Consider the following 21505-nt stretch of genomic DNA (forward strand, 5'->3'; position numbering starts at 1 on the left):
TTAGTGTGCCCGTGTCGCAACATTCGAAGGGGCGTCCTGCCGGGAAGGATGGGAGACCGGGACCTGGGGCCTTCCGGCGCGGACCCAGGCGAACAGGATCATTTCAGCGGTGCGCTGGGCGGCCAAGGTGAGCTGTTCCTTCACGTGGGGTTCCTGCAGCTGCCTGAAGGCGGTCCAGTAGGAGGCGTCCATGGTCTCGAGGGGAATGGGGGGGCCCAGCCGGGCATCCTTGTCGTCGCGAAGGAGGCCCGCCACAAGGTTGTTGGACTGCCGAAGCCAGGCCCAGGGTGCCTGGGCCGGCTCCGGGTCCAGGACCGCGGGCCGGACCTCGGGCTCCCAGGCCTGGGCCTCGACGAGGCGCTTGACCAGGCCCTCCTCCCAGCGGTGGTGGACCCCGTGCTGGCGGGTCTCGTCCCCGTCATGGTTGGTGGTGGTGTGCAGGGGCACCTGGAGGTCGGCCACGTAGTGGCTGAGGATGGAGGACCGGTAGGCGACCTCATGCGGGTCGGCCGAGGAGAACGCCTGGGTGAGGTCGCGGACCCGGTCGAGGATGGTCCAGGTCAGCTGGCCCGAGGTCCGGAACCGTTCGGGGCCCACCTTGTTCATGGCGGCGTTCTCTTCCAGGGGGACGCTGCCCGGGCCTCCGTAGGGCTCGCATTCCAGATAGTGCCGGGGGCGTTCGGTCGGGTCGTCCCATTTCCATTCGTCGGGGTCGCTGGCGTGGTCGGGCAGGGCCGCCTCCAGCCCGCGGAACCAGAGGGCCAGGTCCGGAGGGAGGTCCCTCAGGGCGCCGGCGGCAGCCAGGCGATGGCCCTGGTCGCCCCAGGCGGAGGCCGGAAGCGCCGTTAGGGCGGTGATGGCAAGGAGGCAGGAGAGCTTGTTCATGGTTCCTCGGGGAAGGGGCTCGGGAGCCGGGTTGAGGCTCGAGTCTCTCTTTCTTTCCCTTATGATGGAACGGAACCATTTGTAAAATTAATTCATTCGCTTTCCCGGAAGGTCACCTTGTTGATCTCGGCCAGGGTCGTGACGCCCTGGCGCACCTTCTCCACGGCGCTCTCCCGGAGGCTCTGCATGCCGTAGCCGCGGGCGGCCTCCTTGATCTCGCGCACCGAAGCCCGGCGGGTGATGAGTTCGCGCAGATCGTCGTTGAGGCCCATGAACTCGATGATGGCCTGCCGGCCGCGGAATCCGGTGCCGCTGCACTCGATGCAGCCGACCTTCTCGAAGAAGGTGGCGGTCCGGGCCCAGGCCTCGGTGAGGCCGTTCTCCTTGAGCTCCTGGGCATCGGGCGCCGCGATGGGGCGCTTGCACTTCGTGCAGAGGGTGCGCACCAGGCGCTGGGCCAGGATGCAGTTCAGGGCGGACACGAAGTTGTAGACCTCCACGCCCATGTGCTGGAAGCGGCTCAGCACGTCCAGGGTGTGGTTGGCGTGGACCGTGGTGAACACCAGGTGGCCGGTGAGGGCGGACTGGATGGCGATCTGGGCGGTCTCGGAGTCCCGGATCTCGCCCACGAGGATCTTGTCCGGGTCGTGGCGCAGGATGGACCGCAGGCCCACGGCGAAGGTGAGGCCCTTCTTCTCGTTCACGGGGATCTGGGTGACCCCTTCCAGCTGGTATTCGACGGGATCCTCGATGGTGATCAGCTTGTCCTCGGGGCTGCGGATCTCGCTGAGGACGGCGTACAGCGTGGTGGTCTTGCCGCTGCCGGTGGGGCCCGTGACCAGGAACATGCCGTAGGGCTCGCGGGCGAAGCGGCGCAGGCGGGTAAGCTCCGCGGGGGAGAAGCCTAGGATGTCCAGGCTCAGGCTCTTGAACTCCTCGCTGAGGTTCTCCTTGTCCAGGATGCGGATGACCGAGTCCTCGCCGTGGATGGTGGGCATGATGCTCACCCGGAAGTCGATGGCCCGGCCCCGGACCTTGAGCTTGAAGCGCCCGTCCTGGGGTTTCCGCTTTTCCGCGATGTCCAGTTCGGACATGACCTTGATGCGGCTGATGATGGGGGACGCGAAGCGGCGGTCGATGGGGTCGGCCGCCGCGTACAGGCTGCCGTCGATGCGGTACTTGATCTGGAACCCGGTGCTGGTGGTCTCCAGGTGGATGTCCGAGGCGCGGCGCTGAAGGGCGTTGAAGATGGTGGTGTCCACCAGCCGGATGATGGGGGCCTCTTCCTTGTCGGTGAGGTTCTCCAGGTCCAGGACGTCCTCGTCGATGTCCTCCTCCCGGAGAACCTGGACGCGGAGGGCCTCGCCGGCCTCCTCCATGACCTTCTGGCCCGATTCGGACTTCTTGAGCACCACCTGGATCTGGGCGAAGGGGGCCGCGGCGAAGCGGAGCGGGCGCTTCAGGTGCATGCGGAGGAGATCCTGGGCCACCACGTCGAGGGGGTCGGCCATGGCCAGCCAGAGGGCGCCGTCCCGCTCGTGCACGGGGACAAATCGGTGTTTCAACATCAAATCCAGGGGGATGGCCTGGAAGAGGGCGAAGTCCACCGGTTCCCGGGTCAGGTCCAGGGTGGGGTAGAGGGAGGCCGGGCGGTACTCGGTCTTGGTAAGTTCCTCTGCTGCCAAGACCGTGGTCATCTCGCCGGCCAGAAGAGGGTTTCCGGGATCGGATTGGGGGGCGGGTGGGGGTACCATGCTTAATAGTGTGTCGGTTTGCCCAGGGGTTCAAACGGTCTTATTGACTAAATTCCCCGGGTATCCTTCATTGACCGGCCTCGGGCCTGGATACCACAATGGAATTCCAAACGATTGCTCCCCCGGGAGGTGCCATGCGCAGTTATGTTCCAGTTTTATTGCTGATACTGGTCGCCATCGCTTTGCCGGTGGTGATCTGGGGAATTTCCAGAGTCGTTCGTCCGCATTTACCTACAGCTGCGAAATACTCGACCTACGAATGCGGCATCAAGACCGTCGCCGAGGCCCGGGAGAAGTTCTCGGTGCGCTACTACCTGGTGGCCGTCATGTTCCTGGTGTTCGACGTGGAAACGGTCTTTCTCATGCCCTGGGCCATCCAGATGAAGGAACTCGCCATCTTCGGCCTCGTCGAGATGGGCATCTTCCTGTTCCTGCTTCTTTTCGGTTACGGGTACATCTGGTCCAAAGGAGCCCTCACATGGGAATGATGAATCAACCCTCCACCTTGGAGAACATCCTCATCACCACCAAGGTTGAGAAAGTCATCAACTGGTCCCGCGCCACCAGCGTCTGGCCCATGACCTTCGGCCTGGCCTGCTGCGCCATCGAGATGATGGCCGCCGGTGCGGCGCGGTTCGACTTCGACCGGTTCGGCTGCGGCATCTTCCGCGCCTCCCCCCGGCAGGCCGACCTGATGATCGTGGCCGGCACCGTCACCTACAAGATGGCGCCCATCATCAAGCAGCTCTATGACCAGATGCCCGAGCCCAAGTGGGTGATCGCGATGGGCAGCTGCGCCACGGCGGGCGGGCCCTTCGACAGCTATCACACCATCCAGGGCGTGGACAAGGTCATCCCCGTGGACGTCTACATTCCTGGCTGCCCGCCCCGGCCCGAGGGGCTCCTCTACGGGTTCATGAAGCTCCAGGACAAGATCATGGCGAGCAGCATGGCTGACCGCTACAAGGAAATCTTCGAGGCGGTGGGCTGACCATGGCAATTATCAAAGTCTGGATCGACGAAGGTTGTATCGTCTGCAACGCCTGCGAGGCGGAGTGCGCGGATGTTTTCCACGTCACGGACGATACCTGTGTGATCAACGCGGCGGTGAGGGCCGATGGCCAGACCACCGAGAACCGGGCCGAGATGGCGCCCCTCAAGGCGGACCTGCAGAAGAGCCTGGAGGCCGGCATCGTCGCCGCGGCCGCCGGGTGCCCGGTGACCGTCATCAAGTTCGAGCAGGTGGCCGATGCCGCCCCCGAGGCGCCCGCGCCCGTCAAGGCTCCGGAACCGGTTGTCGTCGAGGCCCCCGCGCCGGCCGCCCCGGTGCAGGCCGCGCCAGAACCGGTGAAGGCCCCCGAGCCCGCGCCGGCGCCCGTCAAGGCTCCGGAACCGGTTGCCGTCGACCCCCCCCCCGCGCCCGCCACGGAAGCGCCGGCGGCTTCGGAGGCCCCGGCGGCCTATGTCTACGACCTCAAGGCCGCGCCCAACCGTCAGGTCGTGATGCCCAAGACCGTGCCGCTCCCGAGCCTCAGGACCTACCTGGAGGAGCAGGCCGCCCTGGCCGCCGCCGACGAGGCCAAGTGGAAGAAGACCCTCGCCGACTACGAGACCGCCAAGGCCAAGGCCGAGGCCGAGGGCAAGGACGCCCCCAAGGCGCCGGTGCGCCCCGTGCCCAGGCCCGACGCCAACGACATGAAGTTCCCCGCGCCCCAGGCGCCCACGGATCCCGATCTCCTGAGGCTCATGGAGGTCCTGGGCGACAAGGTGGAGGAGGCCTATCAGCAGGGCGGCGAAATGACCTGCCAGGTCCACCGGGACGCCATCCGGGAGGCCCTCGAGCTCTGCCGCGAGGATCCGGCGCTGCGCTACGAGATGCTCGCGGACGAGACGGCGACCCACTATCCGGCGGCCCAGGGCTGGGCCTTCGCGGTGGTCTACCATCTCACCAGCATCCGCAGGCACAAGCGCCTGCGCCTGCGCATCCTGGTGCCGGAGGGCTACGAGCCCGCCAGCGCCGTCCCCGTCTATCCCACGGCCAACTGGCTGGAGCGGGAGATCTGGGACATGCTGGGCATCCGGTTCCAGGAACACCCCGACATGACCCGCATCCTCTGCCCCGAGGACTGGGAGGGCCACGCCCTCCGCAAGGAATATCCGACCCCCGGCCTCGGCCAGCGGGACATCGATTTCCGCGAGGACCGGAGCGGCGTGCTGATGCGCCTCGCGATGGAGAAGGCCGGGAACCTGGGCATCAACCTCCATCCGCCCAAAGCAGAATAGGAGTTCCTTGTGTTCAAGAACGAGGAGATGGAAATAAACATGGGACCGCAGCACCCGTCAACGCACGGGGTGCTGCGCCTGAAGCTGAGACTGGACGGGGAGGTCGTCAAGAAGTGCACCCCCTGCATCGGCTACCTCCACCGCGGGGTCGAGAAGATCTGCGAGAACAAGAGCTTCTTCCAGGGCCAGGTGTGGACGGACCGCATGGACTACACGTCCGCCATCGCCAACAACCTGGGCTGGGCGGAGTCCATCGAGAAGCTCTTCGGCATCACGGTGCCGCGGCGCGCGGTGTACATCCGGACCATGCTCAACGAGTTCAACCGGCTGGCCTCCCACCTGATCTGGCTGGCCACCCACGGCCTCGACATCGGCGCCATGACGGTGTTCATCTACACCTTCCGCGAGCGGGAGGCGATCCTGGACATCTTCGACGCCTTCTGCGGGTCGCGGCTCACCACCACGGCCTTCCGCATCGGCGGGCTGCGCGAGGACCTGCCGCCCGGGTTCGAAAAGAAGGTGCGGGACTTCCTGGCCAAGTTCCCCGACTGCATCAACGAATACGAGACCCTCCTCACGGAGAACCGCATCTGGAAGAAGCGCACCATCGGCGTGGGCATCCTGAAGGCCGAGGACGCCATCGCCATGGGCGTGACCGGGCCGGTGCTGAGGGCGGCCGGGGTGGCCTACGACATCCGAAAGGCCTTCCCCTACGCGGCCTACGCGGAGATGGACTTCGAGGTGCCCACCCGCACCGAGGCCGATACCTACGCCAGGTATCTTGTCCGCCTGGAAGAGATGCGCCAGAGCGCGCGGATCATCCAGCAGTGCATCGACGGGCTGCCGGAAGGTCCCGTGATGGCCAAGCTCCCCAAGGTGCTCCGCTCCGAGGTGAACGAGGTCTACCACGCCACCGAGGCCCCCAAGGGCGAACTGGGCTACTACCTGGTGGGCGAGAAGGGTTCGCTGAACCCCTACCGCTTCCACGTGCGGGCCCCGGGCTTCATCAACCTCCAGGCCCTGCCCATGATGATCGAGGGTGGCCTGGTGGCCGACGTGATCGCCACGATCGGAACGCTTGACGTGGTCCTGGGAGAGATCGACCGATGAACGCAACCCCCGAGCTGACCCTCCTCCAGACCTCCGTGATGGCCGTCATCCAGGCCGTGTGCGTGGTCCTCTTCATCTTCATCATCGTGCCGCTGACCATCTACGCGGAACGCAAGGTGCTGGGCCACGCCCAGGACCGCCTGGGCGCGACCCGCATCGCGGGCCACCGCGTCGGGCTCACGGGCTGGCTGAACCGCGGCATGTGGCGCATGGGCAAGGTGCCCTTCCTGTCCTACTGGCGCGGGCTGCCGATGCTGGTGGGCGACATCGCCAAGCTGTTCCTCAAGGAGGACATCGTCCCCACCAAGGCCGACCGGGCCATCTTCCTGGTCGCTCCCGCCCTTTCGCTGATCGCGTCGGTGGTGGTGTTCGCGGCGGTGAGCTTCTACCCCGGCGCGCTGTTCACCTTCCCGAAGTTCGTGCCGATCCTCGGGGGCGTGCCCTTCAACGGCTTCATCACCGACATGAACGTGGGCCTGCTGTTCATCCTGGGTATCGCCTCGGTGGGCGTCTACGGGATCGTGCTGGGCGCCTGGGCCTCCAATTCCAAGTACCCCCTCCTGGGCGGCCTGCGATCCGGCGCCCAGATCGTCAGCTACGAAGTGCCCCTGACGCTCAGCCTGCTGGTGCCGGTGGTGCTCACCGGGACCCTGAACTTCAACGAGATGACCCGAAAGCTGGCCCTGGAGACGTCCCCCATCGCCGCGCCGCTCATGGCGGTGGGCTTCCTGGTCTACTTCACCTGCGGCTTCGCCGAGACCAACCGCATGCCCTTCGACATGCCCGAGGCCGAGAACGAGCTGGTGGCCGGGTTCCATACGGAATACTCGGGCATGCGCTTCGGGTTCTTCTACCTGGCCGAGTACATCAACATGGTGGTCGTGGCGGCCCTGGCCAGCGCCTTCTTCCTGGGCGGACCCTACCTGGTGCCCTTCGGGCTGCACCGCTTCGTCCAGAACTGGCCCCTCGTCGGCGCGCCCAACGCGCTTTGGTACGTCGTGAAGATGATCTTCCTGCTGTTCGTCTTCATCTGGGTGCGGGGGACCATTCCCCGCTACCGGTACGACCAGGTCATGGCAGTGGCGTGGAAATATCTGATTCCTTTCACGCTTGTCCTTGTGGTGCTGGCTGCGGCCGTGCGCTACGCGGCCTAGGGGAGTGAGTATGCGCAAGTTCCTAAAGACATTGTTCCCGGTCGACATCTTCAAGGGCATGAAGCTGACGGGCACGCACTTCGCGAAGGTGTTCGCCACGGCGAACCGGCGCAAGGTGAAGATGCACGTCACCGAGGAGTACCCGGAGGTGCCCGTGAAGCTGGCGCCCCGGTTCCGCGGGCGGCTCACCATGCTCAAGGACGAGCAGGGCGAGATCAAGTGCGTGTGCTGCCTGGCCTGCGAGAAGATCTGCCCGACCCAGGTGATCACCATCGAGAGCGGGAAGAAGGAGGGGCGCAAGACCAAGATCCCCACCCGCTACGACTTCGAGATGGAGCGCTGCATCTTCTGCGAGTTCTGCGTGGAGAGCTGCGGGTTCGACTCCATCATCCTTAACCACCAGTTCGAACTGGCGGCCTACAACCGCGAGGACTTCTCCATCGGCATGCTGGGCGAGTCCCAGAACATGTTCGGGCTGACCCCGGTCGGCAAGTTCTCCTATTCGGACGAGGACTGAACCCATGGTCGAAACCTTCCTGGCCTTCATCGGACACAACATGTTCCTGCTCTTCGGCCTCATGGCCGTGGGCGGGGCCCTGGCCCTCGTCTTTTCCAAGAACGCGGTGCACAGCGTGGTGGGCTTCCTCTTCGCCATGCTCTCCATCGCGGGCTGCTACCTCTGCATGAGCGCCGAGTTCCTGGCGGTGGCCCAGCTCCTGGTCTACGCGGGGGGCATCGTTGTGCTGTTCCTCTTCGTGGTCATGCTGGTGGAGATGACCAAGTACAAGGAAAAGGGCCTGTTCCAGTCCCAGACGCCCTACGCGCTGGTGGCGGTGGCCGTCGGCGCCGCAGCCATCGTCGGCGTTTTCGTGAGCACCTTCTTCACCAAGGGCGCGGAGGTTGCGCTTACGCTCGACCCGGACCTCGCCCGGGGCCTGGACGTGGCCAAGGAGAACTCCCAGGCCGTGAGCCGAGGGCTCTTCGCGGGCTACCTGCTGCCCTTCGAGATCCTCTCGGTGATCCTGCTGGTGGCCCTGATCGGCGCCGTGACGCTGGCCAAGAAGGAAAGGGTGTAGACCAATGGCATCCATGAATACCGTCCTCTTCATCTCCTTCCTGCTGTTCTCGGTGGGCGTGGCCGGGGTGCTCGTGCGCCGCAACGCCCTGGTGATCCTCATGTGCGTGGAGCTCATGCTCAACGCCGCCAACCTGAACCTCGTGGCCTTCGCGCGCCACGCTGGCACCGTGGCGGGACAGGCCTTCGCCCTTCTGGTGATGGGCCTGGCCGCGGCGGAGGTGGCCATCGGCCTCGCGCTGGTGGTGGCCCTCTACCGCAAGAAGGACACCATCCAGGTGGACCAGATCAACCTTCTCAAGGGCTGAGCATGACCCCTCCTTTGACGACTTTGACCCAGGTGAACGCATGATCATGGAACACGCAGTCCTGAGCACGCCACTCCACAGTTCCGTGCTCTGGCTCATCCCCTTCCTGCCGCTGTTCGGCGCCATCCTGAACGGCGCCACGGGGCGCACCCTGAAGAACAACAAGCTGGTGGACCTCATCGCCCTGGGTTCCGTGGCGGCGTCCTTCCTGCTGGTGTGCTGGACCTTCATCCAGCTCATGGGCATGGAGCCGGCGAACCGGTCCGTGACCCAGACGGTGTGGACCTGGCTGAGCCTGGGCGACGCCCAGGTGCTGGGCGGGCTGACCCACAACACCATGGCCTGGGCCTACAAGGTGGATCCCCTCTCGGCCTGCATGGGCCTGCTGGTGACCGGGGTGGGCTTCCTCATCCACCTGTTCTCCACGGGGTACATGGCCGATGAGCGCAAGAACGGCGAGTACTACCGGTTCATGGCCTACCTGAACCTCTTCATCTTCTCCATGCTCAACCTGGTGCTGGGCGCGAACATGATCATCATGTTCCTGGGCTGGGAAGGGGTGGGGCTTTGCAGCTACCTGCTGATCGGCTTCTACTTCGACCGCGAGTACGCGGCGGTGGCGGGCAAGAAGGCCTTCGTCACCAATCGCATCGGCGACTTCGGGTTCCTCATCGGGTTCTTCCTGATCTTCATGATCTACGGCTCGGTGGACTTCGACACGCTCATGGGCATGACCCGGGACATCCTGGCCCGGCCCGAGATCACCCTCTTCGGCGTCTCCCATGCCCCCACCTGGTGGTTCAACCTCATCGGCTGCTGCCTGTTCCTGGGCGCCTGCGGCAAGAGCGCCCAGATTCCCCTCTACGTCTGGCTTCCGGACGCCATGGCGGGCCCGACCCCGGTCAGCGCCCTGATCCACGCGGCCACCATGGTCACCTCGGGCCTCTACATGATCGCCCGGCTGAACTTCATCTACGTCAACGCGCCGGCGGCCCTCTCCCTGGTGCTGTTCATCGGCGCCCTCACGGCGCTGGTCGCGGCCAGCATGGGCCTGGCGCAGTACGACATCAAGAAGGTGCTGGCCTACTCCACGGTGAGCCAGCTGGGCTTCATGTTCATGGGCATGGGCGCGGGGGCCTTCTCCGCCGGCATGTTCCATGTCTTCACCCACGCCTTCTTCAAGGCCGCCCTCTTCCTCGGGTCCGGCTCCGTGATCATGGCCTGCCACCACGAGCAGGACATGCGCAACATGGGCGGTTTGAGAAAATACATGCCGTGGACCTTCGCGTCCATGGGCATCGCGACCATTGCCATCGCCGGCATCTTCCCCTTCTCGGGCTTCTTCTCCAAGGACGAGATCCTCTGGAAGGTGTTCGAGGGCTGGTTCGCGGGCGGCACCTACCAGGGCTCCACCCTCAGCCTCGTGGCGTGGTGCATGGGCATGATCGCGGCGTTCATGACGGCCTTCTACATGGTCCGGCTGATGGCCATGACCTTCTTCGGCGAGTACCGGGGCGCGGGGCATGACCCCCACCACCTCACCGTCCCCTCCGAGGTCCACCACGCCGCCGATGACCATGCCGGGCACGACGACCACGCGGGCCATGACGCCCATGCCGGCCACGCGCACGCCCCGCACGAGGTGCCCTGGAACATGTGGGTCCCCGTTGCGCTGCTGGCGCTCCTGGCCCTGGTGGGCGGCTTCCTGAACATCCCCCACAGCCTCCACTGGATCGGCAGCGGCCACTTCAGCGAGTGGATCGCCCCGCTGCTCTACCAGACCCACGCCCACGAGGCCCACGGCGCCGTCCCGGCCATGGAATACATCCTGATGTTCGTGGCCACCGTCGTGTGGGCCCCGGCCGCCATGGCCCTGGCCTGGTGGTTCTACGGCGCGGATCCCACCTGGTCCAAGCCCAGGGCCTTCGTGAAGCGGTTCCCCGAGCTGTTCGAGTGGGTGAACGCCAAGTACTACATCGACGAGTTCTACGAAGCCGCCTTCATCGGCCCCTGCAAGCAGCTGGGGGCCCAGCTGTGGGCCTTCGACACCTGGGCGGTGGACGGCATGGTGAACGGCGCGGCGCGCTTCACCCTCGTCAGCAGCCACGCCCTGCACTGGTTCGACGCCAGGATCATCGACGGCCTCGTGAACCTGGTGGCGTGGGTGCTCCAGCAGGTCGCCGGGGGCTTCCGCAAGCTCCAGAGCGGCCGGGTCCAGAACTACGCCTTCGTCATGTTCCTGGGCTTCCTGGTTTTCGCCTTCTGGAAGTTCCTGGCCTAGCCCTTCCTGCTTTCGCTTGTTCCGTTCGACCGTTAGACGATCTCTGGAGTCACCATGAGTCCCTGGCAAAACCTCCCGTTGTGGGTCACCGTCCTCCCCCTCCTCGGGGCCCTCTTCCTCCTCTTCGTGCCGAAGGAGAGTCGAAGGACCTTTGAACTGGGGGCCCTGGCCTTCACGGTGGCCGACTTTCTCCTGAGCATCCCGCTCTGGTTCCAGTACGACCGCTCCAGCGCCGCGGTCCAGTGGGCCTATTCCTGCGACTGGATTCCGAGCATCGGGGTCAAGTTCAGCGTGGGCATGGACGGCATCAGCCTGGTGTTGCTGCTGCTCACCACCCTCCTGGGGTTCATCGTGGTGTGGTGCTCGTTCACGGCCATCCTGGAGCGCCACAAGGAGTACTACATCTGGCTGCTGGTCATGCAGTTCAGCATGCTGGGGGTCTTCATCACCCAGGACATGTTCCAGTTCTACCTCTTCTGGGAACTGATGCTGGTGCCCATGTACTTCCTGATCGCCATCTGGGGCGGGCCCCAGAAGCTCTACGCGGCCATCAAGCTCTTCCTCTACACCCTGGCGGGCTCGGTGCTGATGCTGGTGGCCATCCTGGCCATCTACTTCCTCCAGTTCAAGACCACCGGCCACTACGACATGTCCATCGCCTCGTTCCAGGCCATGGCGGCGACGGTCGGCGCGCAGTCCCACACCTTCCAGACGCTCCTGGCGGTGGCCTTCTTCCTGGGCTTCGCCATCAAGGTGCCCATGTTCCCCTTCCACACCTGGCTGCCTGACGCCCACGTGGAGGCCCCCACCGCGGGCTCCGTGGTGCTGGCCGGCGTGCTCCTGAAGATGGGCACCTACGGCTTCCTGCGCTTCCTGCTGCCCATCGCCCCGGACGCCACCAAGGAGCTGATGCCCTGGTTCATGACCCTGGCCATCATCGGCGTCATCTACGGCGCGCTCGTGGCCATGATCCAGAAGGACATGAAAAAGCTCGTGGCCTACTCCTCCGTGAGCCACCTGGGCCTGTGCATGCTGGGCATCTTCGCCCTGAACCCCAACGGCATCACCGGCGGCATCCTCCAGATGCTCAACCACGGCATCTCCACGTCCGCGCTCTTCCTCATCGTGGGCATCGTCTACGAGCGCCGCCACACCCGGCTCATCGCGGAATACGGCGGGCTGTCCAAGACCATGCCCATCTACGCGACGGTCTTCCTGATCATGACCATGAGCAGCATCGGGCTCCCGGGCCTCAACGGCTTCATCGGGGAGTTCGCCATCCTGCAGGGCGCCTTCCAGGCCGCGCCCTGGATCGCGGTGGTGGCCACCACGGGCATCATCCTGGGCGCCGCCTACATGCTCTGGCTCTACCAGCGGGCCATGTTCGGGCCCATCAACGAGACCAACACCAAGATGGCGGACCTGAACCTGCGCGAGATCGCCTACTTCGTGCCCCTGCTCATCGCGGCCTTCTGGATCGGCCTCTATCCCAAGCCGCTCCTGGCCATCCTGGACAAGCCCGTCGAGAAGCTGGTGACCCAGGTGAACCCCTCCTTCTACAAGCAGCAGCCCCTCACGGCCGCCCAGCGCGAGGCCGCCAGGCGCGGCATGGCCGCCATGGCCGCCCCGGCCCATGCCGAGGGCCACGCCGAAGGGCACGCCGAGACCAGCCATGGAGGGGGTGAGTAATGTCCTTCGCCGCCGGCTTGTGGGGGACCCTGGTCAGGGATCTTCCGCTCATCTACCCGCAGCTCCTCATCCTGGTGGCCGCCACGGTCATGCTCTGGCCGGGCGATATGTTCGTGCCCAAGGGCGGGAAGAGCCAGTGGGCCTTCATCACCGTCCTGGTCCTCGTGGCCGCGGGGTTCCTCGTCAGCCGCACGCCTCCGGGCGCGGGCTTCTCCCGCATGTATCAGGTGGACGGCATCACCCGGGGCTTCCAGTACCTGTGCCTCGCCGCGGGCGTGATCACCGTGCTCCTGAGCCAGCTTCAGCTGGACCTGCACAAGGACCAGTCCGTGGAGTACTACTCCCTGATCCTCTTCTCGGTGACGGGCATGCTGTTCCTGGTGGGGGCCACCGACCTGGTGTCCATCTACTTCTCCCTGGAGCTCATGGCGCTCTGCATCTACATCCTGGTGGCGTACTTCCGCGAACAGGAGCGGAGCATCGAGGCGGGGGTGAAGTACTTCCTGCTGGGGGCCTTCTCCAGCGGCATCCTTCTGTTCGGGATCAGCCTCCTGTTCGCCGCCACGGGCGGCGTCACCACCAACCTCGCGGACCTCAACGAGAAGCTGGCCCTTCTGCCCATGTCCAGCAACCTGCTGGTATTCCTGGGAATCCTCATGGTGCTGGTGGGCTTCTGCTTCAAGGTGGCCGCCGTCCCCTTCCACATGTGGAGCCCGGACGCCTATGACGGCGCCCCCACGGCCATCACCGCCTTCATGTCCATGGCCCCCAAGGCGGCGTCCCTGGCGGCCTTCGCCCGCGTCTTCGGATCGGGCTTCGGCGGCCTCCACGGCGAGTGGATGGCGCCCCTGGCCTTCGTGGCCGGAGCCAGCATGATCCTGGGCAACATCGCCGCCCTCCGTCAGCAGACCATGAAGCGGCTGCTGGCCTATTCCAGCATCGCCCACGTGGGCTACATGCTGCTGGGCGTGCTCAGCTCCAACGTTCCGGGCGGGGTGCAGGCCATCTGGCTCTACATGCTCACCTACCTGCTCATGCAGAGCGGGGCCTTCGGCATCATCATCTACCTCCAAGGCAAGGGCGAAGGGGAGCGCATCGAGGACTTCCGGGGGCTGTCCCGCACCCGGCCGGTGCTGGCCTTCGCCATGATGGTCATCCTGCTGAGCCTGGCGGGCATACCGCCCCTGGTGGGCTTCTTCAGCAAGTTCTACCTGTTCAAGCTGGCCATCGAGCAGGGCCACGTCACCCTCACGGTCATCGCGCTGCTCACCAGCGCCGTGGCGGCCTACTACTACCTGGCCGTGGTGGCGGCGATGTACTTCAAGGAGCCCGCCGAAGGCGAAGTCAAGCCCATGGGCGGGATCACCGGCCTGGTGGTGGGCGTCTCCTGCGCCCTGGTGCTGGTGGGGACCCTCTTTGGGGCCTACCTGCTGGACTGGGCCGCCACGATCCTCTAGAGCACCTGGTCCCGTCGCCGGCAGCCTCCCCCCGGGGGACTGCCGGCGATGGCCGTTACAATAGGCGATAATCAGACCAGAGGCGGGTGCCGGCATGCTGTTCCAGCGCAAGGACAAGGGGGTCGATCCCCGTGAACGGGCCCTGTGGGGCGATCTCATGGGGCTGGGCATGGTGTTTCCCATCGCCTTCGTCGCGGGCTTCTTCCTGGGGCGCTGGATCGGAGGGCTCTTCGGGCACCCCCGGGCCGGCATGTGGGTGGGCCTGGCGTGGGGCGTGGCCACGGGTTTCTGGGAGCTGTACAAGACCACCGTGCGGCTGGACCGCTATGACGAGGCCGAAAAAAAGGAGAAGGACGATTCCCATGGCGGCTGAGGACGGGGGGACCCACCACCTGGTCCGCATCAACCGGATCCAGCTGGCCCTGGTGCCCCTGGGCGCGGCGGGGTGGGGTCTCGCGCGGTCCTGGCGGGGGGCCCTGGTGTTCGCGGCGGGCGGCGCGGCCAGCCTCCTGTTCTGGAACCTCCACCGGTGGGTGGTGACGGGCATGCTGACCCCTTCGGTGAGGCGGAGGTGGCTCTTCGGGTTCCTGGTACTGGCCAAACTGGCGTTGATCGTGCTTCTCCTGCGTGGGATGATGGTCTGCTTCCCTTCGGAAGTCCTACCCTTCGTCACCGGGATTCTCCTTTTCAGCGTTTCCATCGTGCTGGAAGCGTTATGGTTGATCTTCCGGCCTGACTGAGCACCCGAGGTCCCCACCATGGAACACCATGCGTCCTTTCTCGCGGTCCTGCTGACCAACCTCCTGGGGCTGGCCAGGCACCCGTGGGGCGCCTTCGCCCACGGCGAGGCCCTCTCGGTCCTGGAGCGCTACGACCACCTCCTCATCTCGGTCCTGGCGGCCCTGGTGACGGTCATCCTGGTGCTGATGGTGCGGGCGAAGCTGGTGCGCGTCCCGGGCCCCCTGCAGCAGACCATGGAATACCTGGTGAGCTTCGTGCGCACCCTGGTGTCGGACAACGTGGCGCACCATCCGGACCGCTACGTGCCCCTCATCGGCACCCTGGGCGTCTTCGTCCTGCTGAACAACCTCTTCGGCCTGATCCCCGGCCTGGGCTCGGGCACGGCCAACTACAACGTGACCCTGGGCTGCGCCCTGGTGGTGTTCCTCTACTACAACTTCCACGGCATGCGCGAGCACGGCGTCGGGAAGTACCTGGGCCACTTCGCGGGCCCGGTGTGGTTCCTGTGGATCCTCATGTGGCCGCTCGAGGTCCTGGGCCTGTTCTCCCGGATTCTCAGCCACAGCCTGCGCCTGTTCGGCAACATCGCCGGCGAGCACGTGGTGACCGGCATCTTCTTCGGCCTGGCCCCCCTGGTGGTGCCGGTGCCCCTGGCGATCATGGGCCTGTTCTTCGGCCTGATCCAGACCTTCGTGTTCATCATGCTCGCCACGATCTACGTGTCCGGAGCCGTCGCGCACGAGCACTAGCCCCGTTTCCAACCGGACGTCGGGATTCCGAACCCCGCGCCCCCCTTTTCCGAGGTTTCCCATGAAGAAGTTCTTCGTCACCGCCTTCCTGTTCACCCTGGCCGTCGCCGCCTTCGCCCAGGTCCCCGGCGCCGCCGCCCCCGGCATCTTCGAAGGCAAGTTCCTGGCCCACATCGCTCTCGCCATCGCGGCCGCCGGCTGCGGCATGGCCCAGGGCAAGGCCGTGGTCGCCGCCTGCGAGGGCATCGCGCGCAACCCCCAGGCCGCCGGCAACATCCGCACGACCATGATCATCGGCCTGGCCCTCATCGAGGCCCTGGTGATCTACGTGCTCGTGGCCGCCTTCGCCGTCAAGTAGACCGGAGTCCACCGGGACGGGGCCCGCGCCCCGTCCCGGTTTTTATTCAAAGAAATCCTTAGCTTTCGTCGTTTTTTTCGCAGTACAATCCTCCACGGCAATTGGCGGTGAGGTTGTCTTCAATATTCGAATATGGAGGCCCCATGTTGAACATTCAGACCCGCCAGGAAGGCAACGCATCCGTCGTTACCATCCAGGGCAAGGTCAACTTCGAGGTGACGGCCCAGCTGCGGGACGTGATCCGGGACACCGTGACCACGCTCCAGCCCAAGCTGCTCGTCATCAACCTCGAGAGCGTGTCCTTCATCGATTCCTCGGGGTTGGGGCTTCTCGTGGCCGCCCGGAACAGCGTGGACAAGAACAACGGCAAGCTCCACCTCTGCGCCCTTCCGCCCCAGGTGAAGAAGACCTTCGACCAGACGAACCTCACGAACTACTTCTCCATCTTCACGACGGAGCAGGACGCGCTTCGCGGGGCCTGAGGCATGCAAAAAGGCGTCGTGCTGGTCGTCGATGACGAAGCGCCCATACGGGATATCCTCAGCTTCTACCTCAAGCGCGCCGGCTACACGGTCCTCCTGGCCGAAAACGGCCGGGTGGCCCTGGACGAGATGGCGAAGCTGCAGCCCGACCTCATCCTTTCGGACCTCCGGATGCCGGAGATGGCCGGGGATGAGCTCTGCCAGGCGGTGAAGGGGAACCCCCGCACCCGGGACACGTTCTTCGTGCTCGTGTCGGCCCTGGACGGCACGGCCTCCAAGATCGGCGGGCTGAACCTGGGCGCCGACGACATGATCTCCAAGCCCTTCCACGCCCAGGAGGTGATGGCGAAGGTGGAATCGGCCTTCCGCATCATCGGCATGCAGAAGGAGATCAAGCGCCAGAACCTGGAACTGACCCGTTTCCAGGAACGGATGACCGCCGAGTTGAGTCTCGCGGCGCGCCTCCAGGTGGGCCTGCTGCCGCCCATCCCGGGGCAGGCGGGAAACATCCGCTACACCCACCGCTATCTGCCCGCGGAGGGCATCGGTGGGGACATCTACGCCATCCTCAACCTGCCCGACGACAGCGTGGCCCTGATGATTGCCGACGTGAGCGGGCACGGCGTGACCGCCGCCCTCATCTCCGCCATGGTGAAGACCTGCTTCGAGAACCAGGTGCGCTTCGGCCACGGACCCCTGGCCTGGGCCCAGGCCATGAACCGGGACCTGGCGCGCAGCACGCTGGCGGAGCAGTTCGCGACGGCCTTCCTGGCGCGCCTGGACCCGGCCTCCGATATCCTGCAGTACGTTGCCGCGGGCCATGTGGCGCCGATGCTCATCTCCCAGGGTGCTTCCGGCGGTCCGCGGATCCCCACGGTCCTGGGGGAGCGGGGCTTCATGCTGGGCATCGACGAGGGCCTCCAGTTCCACCAGCAGACCTGCCCCTTCATGAAGGGCGACCGGCTCATCGTCTACACGGATGGTCTGGTGGAGGTGGAGCGGGAGGACCGGTCGTTCCTGGGGGACGAGGGTCTCCTGGAGATCTGCTCCGACCTGCCCGCCGACGAGGAGGCGGCAGCGGACCACATCGTTCACCGGGCGGTGACCTTCAACGACTCCACGCCCTTCTCGGACGACGTGACCCTCGTGGTGTTGGACAGGCTGGGATAGCAGGCACCTCCAACGGTGGGCATCCCTATCCGGAGCGGTCCCCCTTGGCCGGACGGCCGGGTCGGACCAGATCCCACCATTCGGGACGCCGGAGCACCAGTCCCGCCCAGAGCGCCACGCCCAGATAGGCCGGGAACAGGGTGTGGCTGATCCAAGGCGCTCCGAGGCGGAACTGGGCCGATGCCGCTCCGCCCAGGAAGGCCGTCAACCAGAGGGCGCCCAGGCCGGCGGTCGCCGGCCAGGCGTAGAGCAGGGCGCCGCCCAGGACCAGGAACCCGATGACCGGAACGCTGGTCTCCGCAAACCCAAGCCCCACGGTCGCCTGGACGGCAGGGTTGGCGCGCGCGACCTTCGTCAGGCCGTCCATCAACAGGAATAGCAGCGCGACTCCGCTCAGAAGGCGCCCTGTCCAGATCCGGGTGGCTGCCATTTGAGACCTCCTCTCAATTCGGATGGCGATTCAAATATCGTTTACCATATCCAAATGGTCAAGAGGGTCCGCCGAAACTACGACAACACCGCCCGGGCCCGGCAGGCGGCTCTGACCCGCGCGAGGGTCCTGGAGGCCGCCCGGAGGCTCTTCGCCGAGCGGGGACTGGACCGGGTGACCCTTGAAGCGGTCGCCGCCGAGGCGCAGGTGTCGCCCGCCACCATCTACGCGCAATTCAAGTCGAAGGCGGGGCTGCTGGGAGCCTTGATGGAGGCGTCCATGTTCAATGACCGATATCGGGCCTTGGCGGAGAAGGCGGATTCCGCAGGGGACCCGGTGGACGTGATGCGGGTGACCGCCTCCATCGCACGCACCATCTACGACGGTGAAAAAGAGCAGCTCGGCCTCGTCCGCGGGGCCGCGGCCTTTTCCCCTGAACTCCGGGCTGTCGAGCAGCGTTTCGAACAACTCCGGTACGACCTCCAGGCGGCCCGGGTGCGGCGGGTCCTGGAGGAAGGCTTCGCCAGGCCCGGCCTGGGCCTGGATCAGGCCCGGGACATCATGTGGATGGTCACGGGAAGGGACCTGTACCGCATGCTGGTCGTGGAGCGGGCCTGGACTTCGGATGCCTACGAACAGTGGCTTTTCGAGACCCTCAGGCGGACCTTGCTTTCCGGGCAAACGGGTCCGGACTAGCCCAGCTCGGCCAGGGTCAGGCGGATGCCCTCCTCCAGCTCCGTCATGGGCTTCGCGTAGCCCGCGGCACGCAGGCTGGTCAGGTCGGCCTGGGTGAAGCTCTGGTACTTCCCGGCCAGTTCCTGGGGGAAGGGGATGTAGTCGACGCGGCCCTTGCCCAGGTGGGCGATGAGGGCCTGGGCGATGGCGTTGAAGCTCCTCGCCTTGCCGGTGCCGGCGTTGAAGATGCCCTGGGCCACGGGGCCCTGGGCGAAGTGGAGGCCGATGTCGACGATGTCCCCCACGAACACGAAGTCCCGCACCTGCTCGCCGTCGCCGTAGCCGCCGGTGCCGGTGAAGAGGCGGCAGGCGCCCTCCTCGCGCAGCTGCCGGAGGAGCTGGTGGAGCACGGACATCATGCGGCCCTTGTGGTCCTCCCGGGGGCCGTAGACGTTGAAGTAGCGAAGGCCCACCACCGTGCTCCGCACCTGGGGCAGAAGGTGGCGGACGTGCTGGTCGAACAGGAGCTTCGAGTAGCCGTAGACGTTGAGGGGGCGCTCGTTGGCGGGGTCCGGGACGAAGGCGGGGCCGGGGCCGTAGGTGGCGGCGCTGGAGGCGTACACGAAGGGGATGGCCTTGGAGAGGGCGTAGTTCAGGAGGGCCTTGGAGTCCCCGAAGTTGTTCTCGAGCATGTAGCGGCCGTCGCCGCCCATGGTGTCGGAGCAGGCGCCGTTGTGGAGGATGGCGTCGGCCTGGAGGTCGAAGGTGCCGGCGTCGAGGCGGGACCGGAAGGCCCGCTTGTCCATGTAGTCCTGGATGACCAGGTCCGAGAGGTTCCGGAACTTCTCGGAGCGTTCGAGGTTGTCCACCACCAGGATATCGGTGCGGCCCCTCCGGTTGAGCTCCTTGACGACGTTGCTGCCGATGAACCCGGCGCCTCCGGTAACGATGATCACGGGGTCCTCCTTGTATGGATTATCGCTCAGCCGTCGCGTTCGGGGCTGGAATCCCCGAAGCGGGCCATCCAGGTGGGGCCGACCTCGGCCAGGATCATGGCGCCCAGGATGATGCCGCCTCCCGCCAGCTGGAGGGCCGAGAGGCGTTCCCGGATCCCGGGCACCCACCCGGTCATGGCCAGGAGGGCCGTGAACACGGGCTCCAGGGAGTAGAGGATGGCGGCCTCGGTGCTGCCCAGGTGGGCCTGGAGGGTGGACATGAGGTAGAACGCCAGGGCGGTGGCGAGGATGCCGAGGTAGGCCAGGGCCACCCATACGCCCGGGGCGGCCAGGGCCTTGCGGGCCGTCTGGAAACCGTGGGGCGCGGGAAGGAGGGACGTGATGGCGAGGGAGACCGCGGCGATGGTGGCCACCTGCATGAAGGCCAGCACCCAGCCGTTGGAGCGGCGGCTGAAGATGCCGGTGAGGGCGATATGGAATCCGCAGCCCACGGCGCACACCAGGGTCAGGGAGTCCCCGCGGTTCCAGCCGCCGAAGCTCACGCCCGGGGTGTGCACCAGCAGGAACAGGCCGACGGTGGCCACCAGGGCGCCCAGGCCGTGGGCGACCTTGAGGCGGTGCCCCAGGAGCACGCTGGCCATGGGGGTGAAGAGCACGTAGAGGCCGGTGATGAAGCCGGACTTGGTGGTCGTGGTGGTCTCGAGGCCGCTGGCCTGGAGCCAGAAGATGGCGGTGAGAAGGAGGCCCAGCCACAGGCCGTCGGTCACCGAGCGCCGCTCCAGGGGCACCTTGAGGGCCAGGAGGAGGATCCCCAGGCAGGTGGTGCCGATGAGGAAGCGCAGGCTGAGCATGGCCCCCACGCTCAGGCCGGCCTGGAGGGCGTACTTCATGCCGGCGAAGCTCGCGCCCCACACCACGGCGATCAGGAGCGTCCCCACCACGGCGGACGTGTGTTTCAGACCTCTGGAATCCGGCACGGCGTCAGCGCAGGGAGGCGGCGACGCGGATTTCCACTTCCGGCTGGTCGGGGCTGTCGGTGGTCACGAGGATTTTTTCGCTGTACATGCCGGCCTTGGCATTGGCGGACAGGACCACTTGCAGGTCGTGGCGGCTGGAGGCGCCCTTGCCGCCACCCTCGACCCTGAGCACCGGGTTCGTGGTGCGGGCGGAGAGGATGCGGAAGGGCTTGCCGTCCACCTGCTTGAGGACGACCTTGGAGCGCTGCTCCTTGCCGGCGGGCTCGACCCAGGCCACGCGCCCGGGCTCGGCCACCACGGAGGCGCGCAGCTCCCACTGGACGGTCACGTTGATGACGGCGGCCCGGGGATTGTCGGTCTTCACCACCACCGCGTCGGTGCCCGACTGGCGGGAGGCGGGGATCTTCGTGCCTTCCAGGAGGATGTCCACCCAGGCGTCGTTGCCTTCGGGGCGCACGGAGCAGCTGAGGTAGGGGGCGCCCGGGGACCTGGCGTCGGTGACGTGCACCGGCTTGCCGTTGCCGGAGACGAGCCGCACGGACACCTTGCGGGGGGAGGTCCTCTGGACGTCCTGCAGGAAGACCGCCTCGCTGGAGGGCATGATCTCCCGGAGAACCTCGGCCTCGAACGTGAGGTCCACGGTGGGGTTGGCGGGGTCGTTGGAGACCACCTGGATGGACTTGTGCACCGGGCCCCGGAAACCCACGGGGTTGAACGTGGCCTCGACCTCGGTGCTCTGGCCCGGGTTGAGGGTCCACTGGCCGATGACGGTGGAGGTGCAGCCGCAGGAAGGATTGAGCCGGCTGATGTTGAGTGCGGCGTTGCCCTTGTTGGAGACCTTGAAGCGGTGCACGGCCTTGGCGTCCCCGTACAGCTTGCCGAAGTCGAAGTGGGGCTGGTCCACGGAAATGGATGGGGCCTGGGCCAGGCACAGGGCCGGGACCATCAGGCTCAAAAGGAAGGGACGCATA

Annotated in this window: 24 protein-coding genes; 18 read left to right on the forward strand and 6 right to left on the reverse strand. The window is 66.1% G+C overall.

Annotation, left to right across the window (positions count from 1 at the left end; genetic code table 11):
- Both RAH40_RS14595 and RAH40_RS14600 read right to left on the reverse strand, forming a co-directional pair.
- A complete protein-coding gene (locus RAH40_RS14595) occupies positions 1-885 on the reverse strand; it encodes a hypothetical protein (protein ID WP_306598291.1) in 885 nt (294 codons plus the stop codon).
- A gap of 92 nt (positions 886-977) precedes the next feature.
- The gene (locus RAH40_RS14600; protein ID WP_306598292.1) at positions 978-2582 is read right to left on the reverse strand and encodes a GspE/PulE family protein; all 1605 of its coding nucleotides are present in this window, start codon (positions 2580-2582) and stop codon (positions 978-980) included.
- Positions 2583-2773: 191 nt separating this feature from the next.
- Between RAH40_RS14600 and RAH40_RS14605 the strand changes: the two genes are divergently transcribed.
- From RAH40_RS14605 to RAH40_RS14685, 17 genes are all read left to right on the forward strand, one after another.
- Positions 2774-3127, forward strand: a complete 354-nt coding sequence (locus RAH40_RS14605) for an NADH-quinone oxidoreductase subunit A (RefSeq protein ID WP_306598293.1) — start codon at positions 2774-2776, stop codon at positions 3125-3127.
- A complete protein-coding gene (locus RAH40_RS14610) occupies positions 3127-3630 on the forward strand; it encodes an NADH-quinone oxidoreductase subunit B (protein ID WP_306602303.1) in 504 nt (167 codons plus the stop codon). Before RAH40_RS14605 ends, RAH40_RS14610 begins: the two co-directional genes overlap by 1 nt.
- Before the next feature lie 2 nt (positions 3631-3632).
- Positions 3633-4922, forward strand: a complete 1290-nt coding sequence (locus RAH40_RS14615) for an NADH-quinone oxidoreductase subunit C (RefSeq protein ID WP_306598294.1) — start codon at positions 3633-3635, stop codon at positions 4920-4922.
- Between the two features lie 39 nt (positions 4923-4961).
- Positions 4962-6032, forward strand: coding sequence for an NADH-quinone oxidoreductase subunit D (locus RAH40_RS14620; protein WP_306598295.1), 1071 nt, complete (start codon positions 4962-4964; stop codon positions 6030-6032).
- Complete coding sequence (locus RAH40_RS14625; protein WP_306598296.1) at positions 6029-7186, forward strand: complex I subunit 1 family protein; 1158 nt, start codon at positions 6029-6031, stop codon at positions 7184-7186. The genes RAH40_RS14620 and RAH40_RS14625 overlap by 4 nt, the downstream gene beginning before the upstream one ends.
- 10 nt (positions 7187-7196) lie before the next feature.
- Entirely contained in the window at positions 7197-7703 is a 507-nt protein-coding gene (locus RAH40_RS14630; RefSeq protein ID WP_306598297.1) for an NADH-quinone oxidoreductase subunit I, read from the forward strand.
- 4 nt (positions 7704-7707) lie between these two features.
- On the forward strand, positions 7708-8262 hold the full coding sequence (locus tag RAH40_RS14635; RefSeq protein ID WP_306598298.1) for an NADH-quinone oxidoreductase subunit J: 555 nt from the start codon (positions 7708-7710) through the stop codon (positions 8260-8262).
- A 4-nt stretch (positions 8263-8266) separates the two neighbouring features.
- On the forward strand, positions 8267-8569 hold the full coding sequence (nuoK, locus tag RAH40_RS14640; RefSeq protein WP_306598299.1) for an NADH-quinone oxidoreductase subunit NuoK: 303 nt from the start codon (positions 8267-8269) through the stop codon (positions 8567-8569).
- A 40-nt stretch (positions 8570-8609) separates the two neighbouring features.
- Entirely contained in the window at positions 8610-10850 is a 2241-nt protein-coding gene (gene nuoL, locus RAH40_RS14645; RefSeq protein ID WP_306598300.1) for an NADH-quinone oxidoreductase subunit L, read from the forward strand.
- 54 nt (positions 10851-10904) lie between these two features.
- Positions 10905-12539, forward strand: a complete 1635-nt coding sequence (locus RAH40_RS14650) for a NuoM family protein (protein ID WP_306598301.1) — start codon at positions 10905-10907, stop codon at positions 12537-12539.
- A complete protein-coding gene (locus tag RAH40_RS14655) occupies positions 12539-13996 on the forward strand; it encodes an NADH-quinone oxidoreductase subunit N (protein ID WP_306598302.1) in 1458 nt (485 codons plus the stop codon). The genes RAH40_RS14650 and RAH40_RS14655 overlap by 1 nt, the downstream gene beginning before the upstream one ends.
- Before the next feature lie 94 nt (positions 13997-14090).
- Positions 14091-14369 carry an AtpZ/AtpI family protein gene (locus RAH40_RS14660; RefSeq protein WP_306598303.1) on the forward strand — a complete coding sequence of 93 codons (279 nt, stop codon included), beginning with the start codon at positions 14091-14093 and terminating at the stop codon, positions 14367-14369.
- A complete protein-coding gene (locus RAH40_RS14665) occupies positions 14359-14736 on the forward strand; it encodes an ATP synthase subunit I (protein ID WP_306598304.1) in 378 nt (125 codons plus the stop codon). Before RAH40_RS14660 ends, RAH40_RS14665 begins: the two co-directional genes overlap by 11 nt.
- 18 nt (positions 14737-14754) lie before the next feature.
- Positions 14755-15486 (forward strand): F0F1 ATP synthase subunit A, encoded by a 732-nt coding sequence (gene atpB / locus RAH40_RS14670; protein ID WP_306598305.1) that lies wholly within the window; start codon positions 14755-14757, stop codon positions 15484-15486.
- Between the two features lie 61 nt (positions 15487-15547).
- Entirely contained in the window at positions 15548-15844 is a 297-nt protein-coding gene (locus tag RAH40_RS14675) for an ATP synthase F0 subunit C (protein ID WP_306598306.1), read from the forward strand.
- Between the two features lie 143 nt (positions 15845-15987).
- Positions 15988-16326 carry an STAS domain-containing protein gene (locus tag RAH40_RS14680; RefSeq protein ID WP_306598308.1) on the forward strand — a complete coding sequence of 113 codons (339 nt, stop codon included), beginning with the start codon at positions 15988-15990 and terminating at the stop codon, positions 16324-16326.
- A 3-nt stretch (positions 16327-16329) separates the two neighbouring features.
- On the forward strand, positions 16330-17496 hold the full coding sequence (locus tag RAH40_RS14685; protein ID WP_306598310.1) for a PP2C family protein-serine/threonine phosphatase: 1167 nt from the start codon (positions 16330-16332) through the stop codon (positions 17494-17496).
- Between the two features lie 25 nt (positions 17497-17521).
- Here the strand turns inward: RAH40_RS14685 and RAH40_RS14690 are convergent, their stop codons facing one another.
- On the reverse strand, positions 17522-17926 hold the full coding sequence (locus RAH40_RS14690) for a DoxX family protein (RefSeq protein WP_306598312.1): 405 nt from the start codon (positions 17924-17926) through the stop codon (positions 17522-17524).
- 54 nt (positions 17927-17980) lie between these two features.
- Between RAH40_RS14690 and RAH40_RS14695 the strand changes: the two genes are divergently transcribed.
- Complete coding sequence (locus RAH40_RS14695; protein WP_306598313.1) at positions 17981-18622, forward strand: TetR/AcrR family transcriptional regulator; 642 nt, start codon at positions 17981-17983, stop codon at positions 18620-18622.
- Here the strand turns inward: RAH40_RS14695 and rfaD are convergent.
- The 3 genes from rfaD to RAH40_RS14710 are packed head-to-tail and all read right to left on the reverse strand — an operon-like array spanning position 18619 to position 21504.
- Complete coding sequence (rfaD, locus tag RAH40_RS14700; protein ID WP_306598314.1) at positions 18619-19557, reverse strand: ADP-glyceromanno-heptose 6-epimerase; 939 nt, start codon at positions 19555-19557, stop codon at positions 18619-18621. The genes RAH40_RS14695 and rfaD overlap by 4 nt on opposite strands.
- A 26-nt stretch (positions 19558-19583) precedes the next feature.
- A complete protein-coding gene (locus RAH40_RS14705; RefSeq protein WP_306598315.1) occupies positions 19584-20498 on the reverse strand; it encodes a DMT family transporter in 915 nt (304 codons plus the stop codon).
- Between the two features lie 40 nt (positions 20499-20538).
- Positions 20539-21504 (reverse strand): DUF1573 domain-containing protein, encoded by a 966-nt coding sequence (locus tag RAH40_RS14710; protein WP_306598317.1) that lies wholly within the window; start codon positions 21502-21504, stop codon positions 20539-20541.
- Position 21505 lies beyond the last annotated feature (1 nt).

The organism is Geothrix sp. 21YS21S-2 (assembly GCF_030846775.1).
Lineage (GTDB): Bacteria > Acidobacteriota > Holophagae > Holophagales > Holophagaceae > Mesoterricola.

Bases quoted from the DNA above. Each gene is read 5' to 3' on its own strand.
- RAH40_RS14595 (WP_306598291.1), bottom strand. From the start codon at position 885: ATGAACAAGCTCTCCTGCCTCCTTGCCATCACCGCCCTAACGGCGCTT.
- RAH40_RS14600 (WP_306598292.1), bottom strand. From the start codon at position 2,582: ATGACCACGGTCTTGGCAGCAGAGGAACTTACCAAGACCGAGTACCGC.
- RAH40_RS14605 (WP_306598293.1), top strand. From the start codon at position 2,774: ATGCGCAGTTATGTTCCAGTTTTATTGCTGATACTGGTCGCCATCGCT.
- RAH40_RS14610 (WP_306602303.1), top strand. From the start codon at position 3,127: ATGAATCAACCCTCCACCTTGGAGAACATCCTCATCACCACCAAGGTT.
- RAH40_RS14615 (WP_306598294.1), top strand. From the start codon at position 3,633: ATGGCAATTATCAAAGTCTGGATCGACGAAGGTTGTATCGTCTGCAAC.
- RAH40_RS14620 (WP_306598295.1), top strand. From the start codon at position 4,962: ATGGGACCGCAGCACCCGTCAACGCACGGGGTGCTGCGCCTGAAGCTG.
- RAH40_RS14625 (WP_306598296.1), top strand. From the start codon at position 6,029: ATGAACGCAACCCCCGAGCTGACCCTCCTCCAGACCTCCGTGATGGCC.
- RAH40_RS14630 (WP_306598297.1), top strand. From the start codon at position 7,197: ATGCGCAAGTTCCTAAAGACATTGTTCCCGGTCGACATCTTCAAGGGC.
- RAH40_RS14635 (WP_306598298.1), top strand. From the start codon at position 7,708: ATGGTCGAAACCTTCCTGGCCTTCATCGGACACAACATGTTCCTGCTC.
- nuoK (WP_306598299.1), top strand. From the start codon at position 8,267: ATGGCATCCATGAATACCGTCCTCTTCATCTCCTTCCTGCTGTTCTCG.
- nuoL (WP_306598300.1), top strand. From the start codon at position 8,610: ATGATCATGGAACACGCAGTCCTGAGCACGCCACTCCACAGTTCCGTG.
- RAH40_RS14650 (WP_306598301.1), top strand. From the start codon at position 10,905: ATGAGTCCCTGGCAAAACCTCCCGTTGTGGGTCACCGTCCTCCCCCTC.
- RAH40_RS14655 (WP_306598302.1), top strand. From the start codon at position 12,539: ATGTCCTTCGCCGCCGGCTTGTGGGGGACCCTGGTCAGGGATCTTCCG.
- RAH40_RS14660 (WP_306598303.1), top strand. From the start codon at position 14,091: ATGCTGTTCCAGCGCAAGGACAAGGGGGTCGATCCCCGTGAACGGGCC.
- RAH40_RS14665 (WP_306598304.1), top strand. From the start codon at position 14,359: ATGGCGGCTGAGGACGGGGGGACCCACCACCTGGTCCGCATCAACCGG.
- atpB (WP_306598305.1), top strand. From the start codon at position 14,755: ATGGAACACCATGCGTCCTTTCTCGCGGTCCTGCTGACCAACCTCCTG.
- RAH40_RS14675 (WP_306598306.1), top strand. From the start codon at position 15,548: ATGAAGAAGTTCTTCGTCACCGCCTTCCTGTTCACCCTGGCCGTCGCC.
- RAH40_RS14680 (WP_306598308.1), top strand. From the start codon at position 15,988: ATGTTGAACATTCAGACCCGCCAGGAAGGCAACGCATCCGTCGTTACC.
- RAH40_RS14685 (WP_306598310.1), top strand. From the start codon at position 16,330: ATGCAAAAAGGCGTCGTGCTGGTCGTCGATGACGAAGCGCCCATACGG.
- RAH40_RS14690 (WP_306598312.1), bottom strand. From the start codon at position 17,926: ATGGCAGCCACCCGGATCTGGACAGGGCGCCTTCTGAGCGGAGTCGCG.
- RAH40_RS14695 (WP_306598313.1), top strand. From the start codon at position 17,981: ATGGTCAAGAGGGTCCGCCGAAACTACGACAACACCGCCCGGGCCCGG.
- RAH40_RS14710 (WP_306598317.1), bottom strand. From the start codon at position 21,504: ATGCGTCCCTTCCTTTTGAGCCTGATGGTCCCGGCCCTGTGCCTGGCC.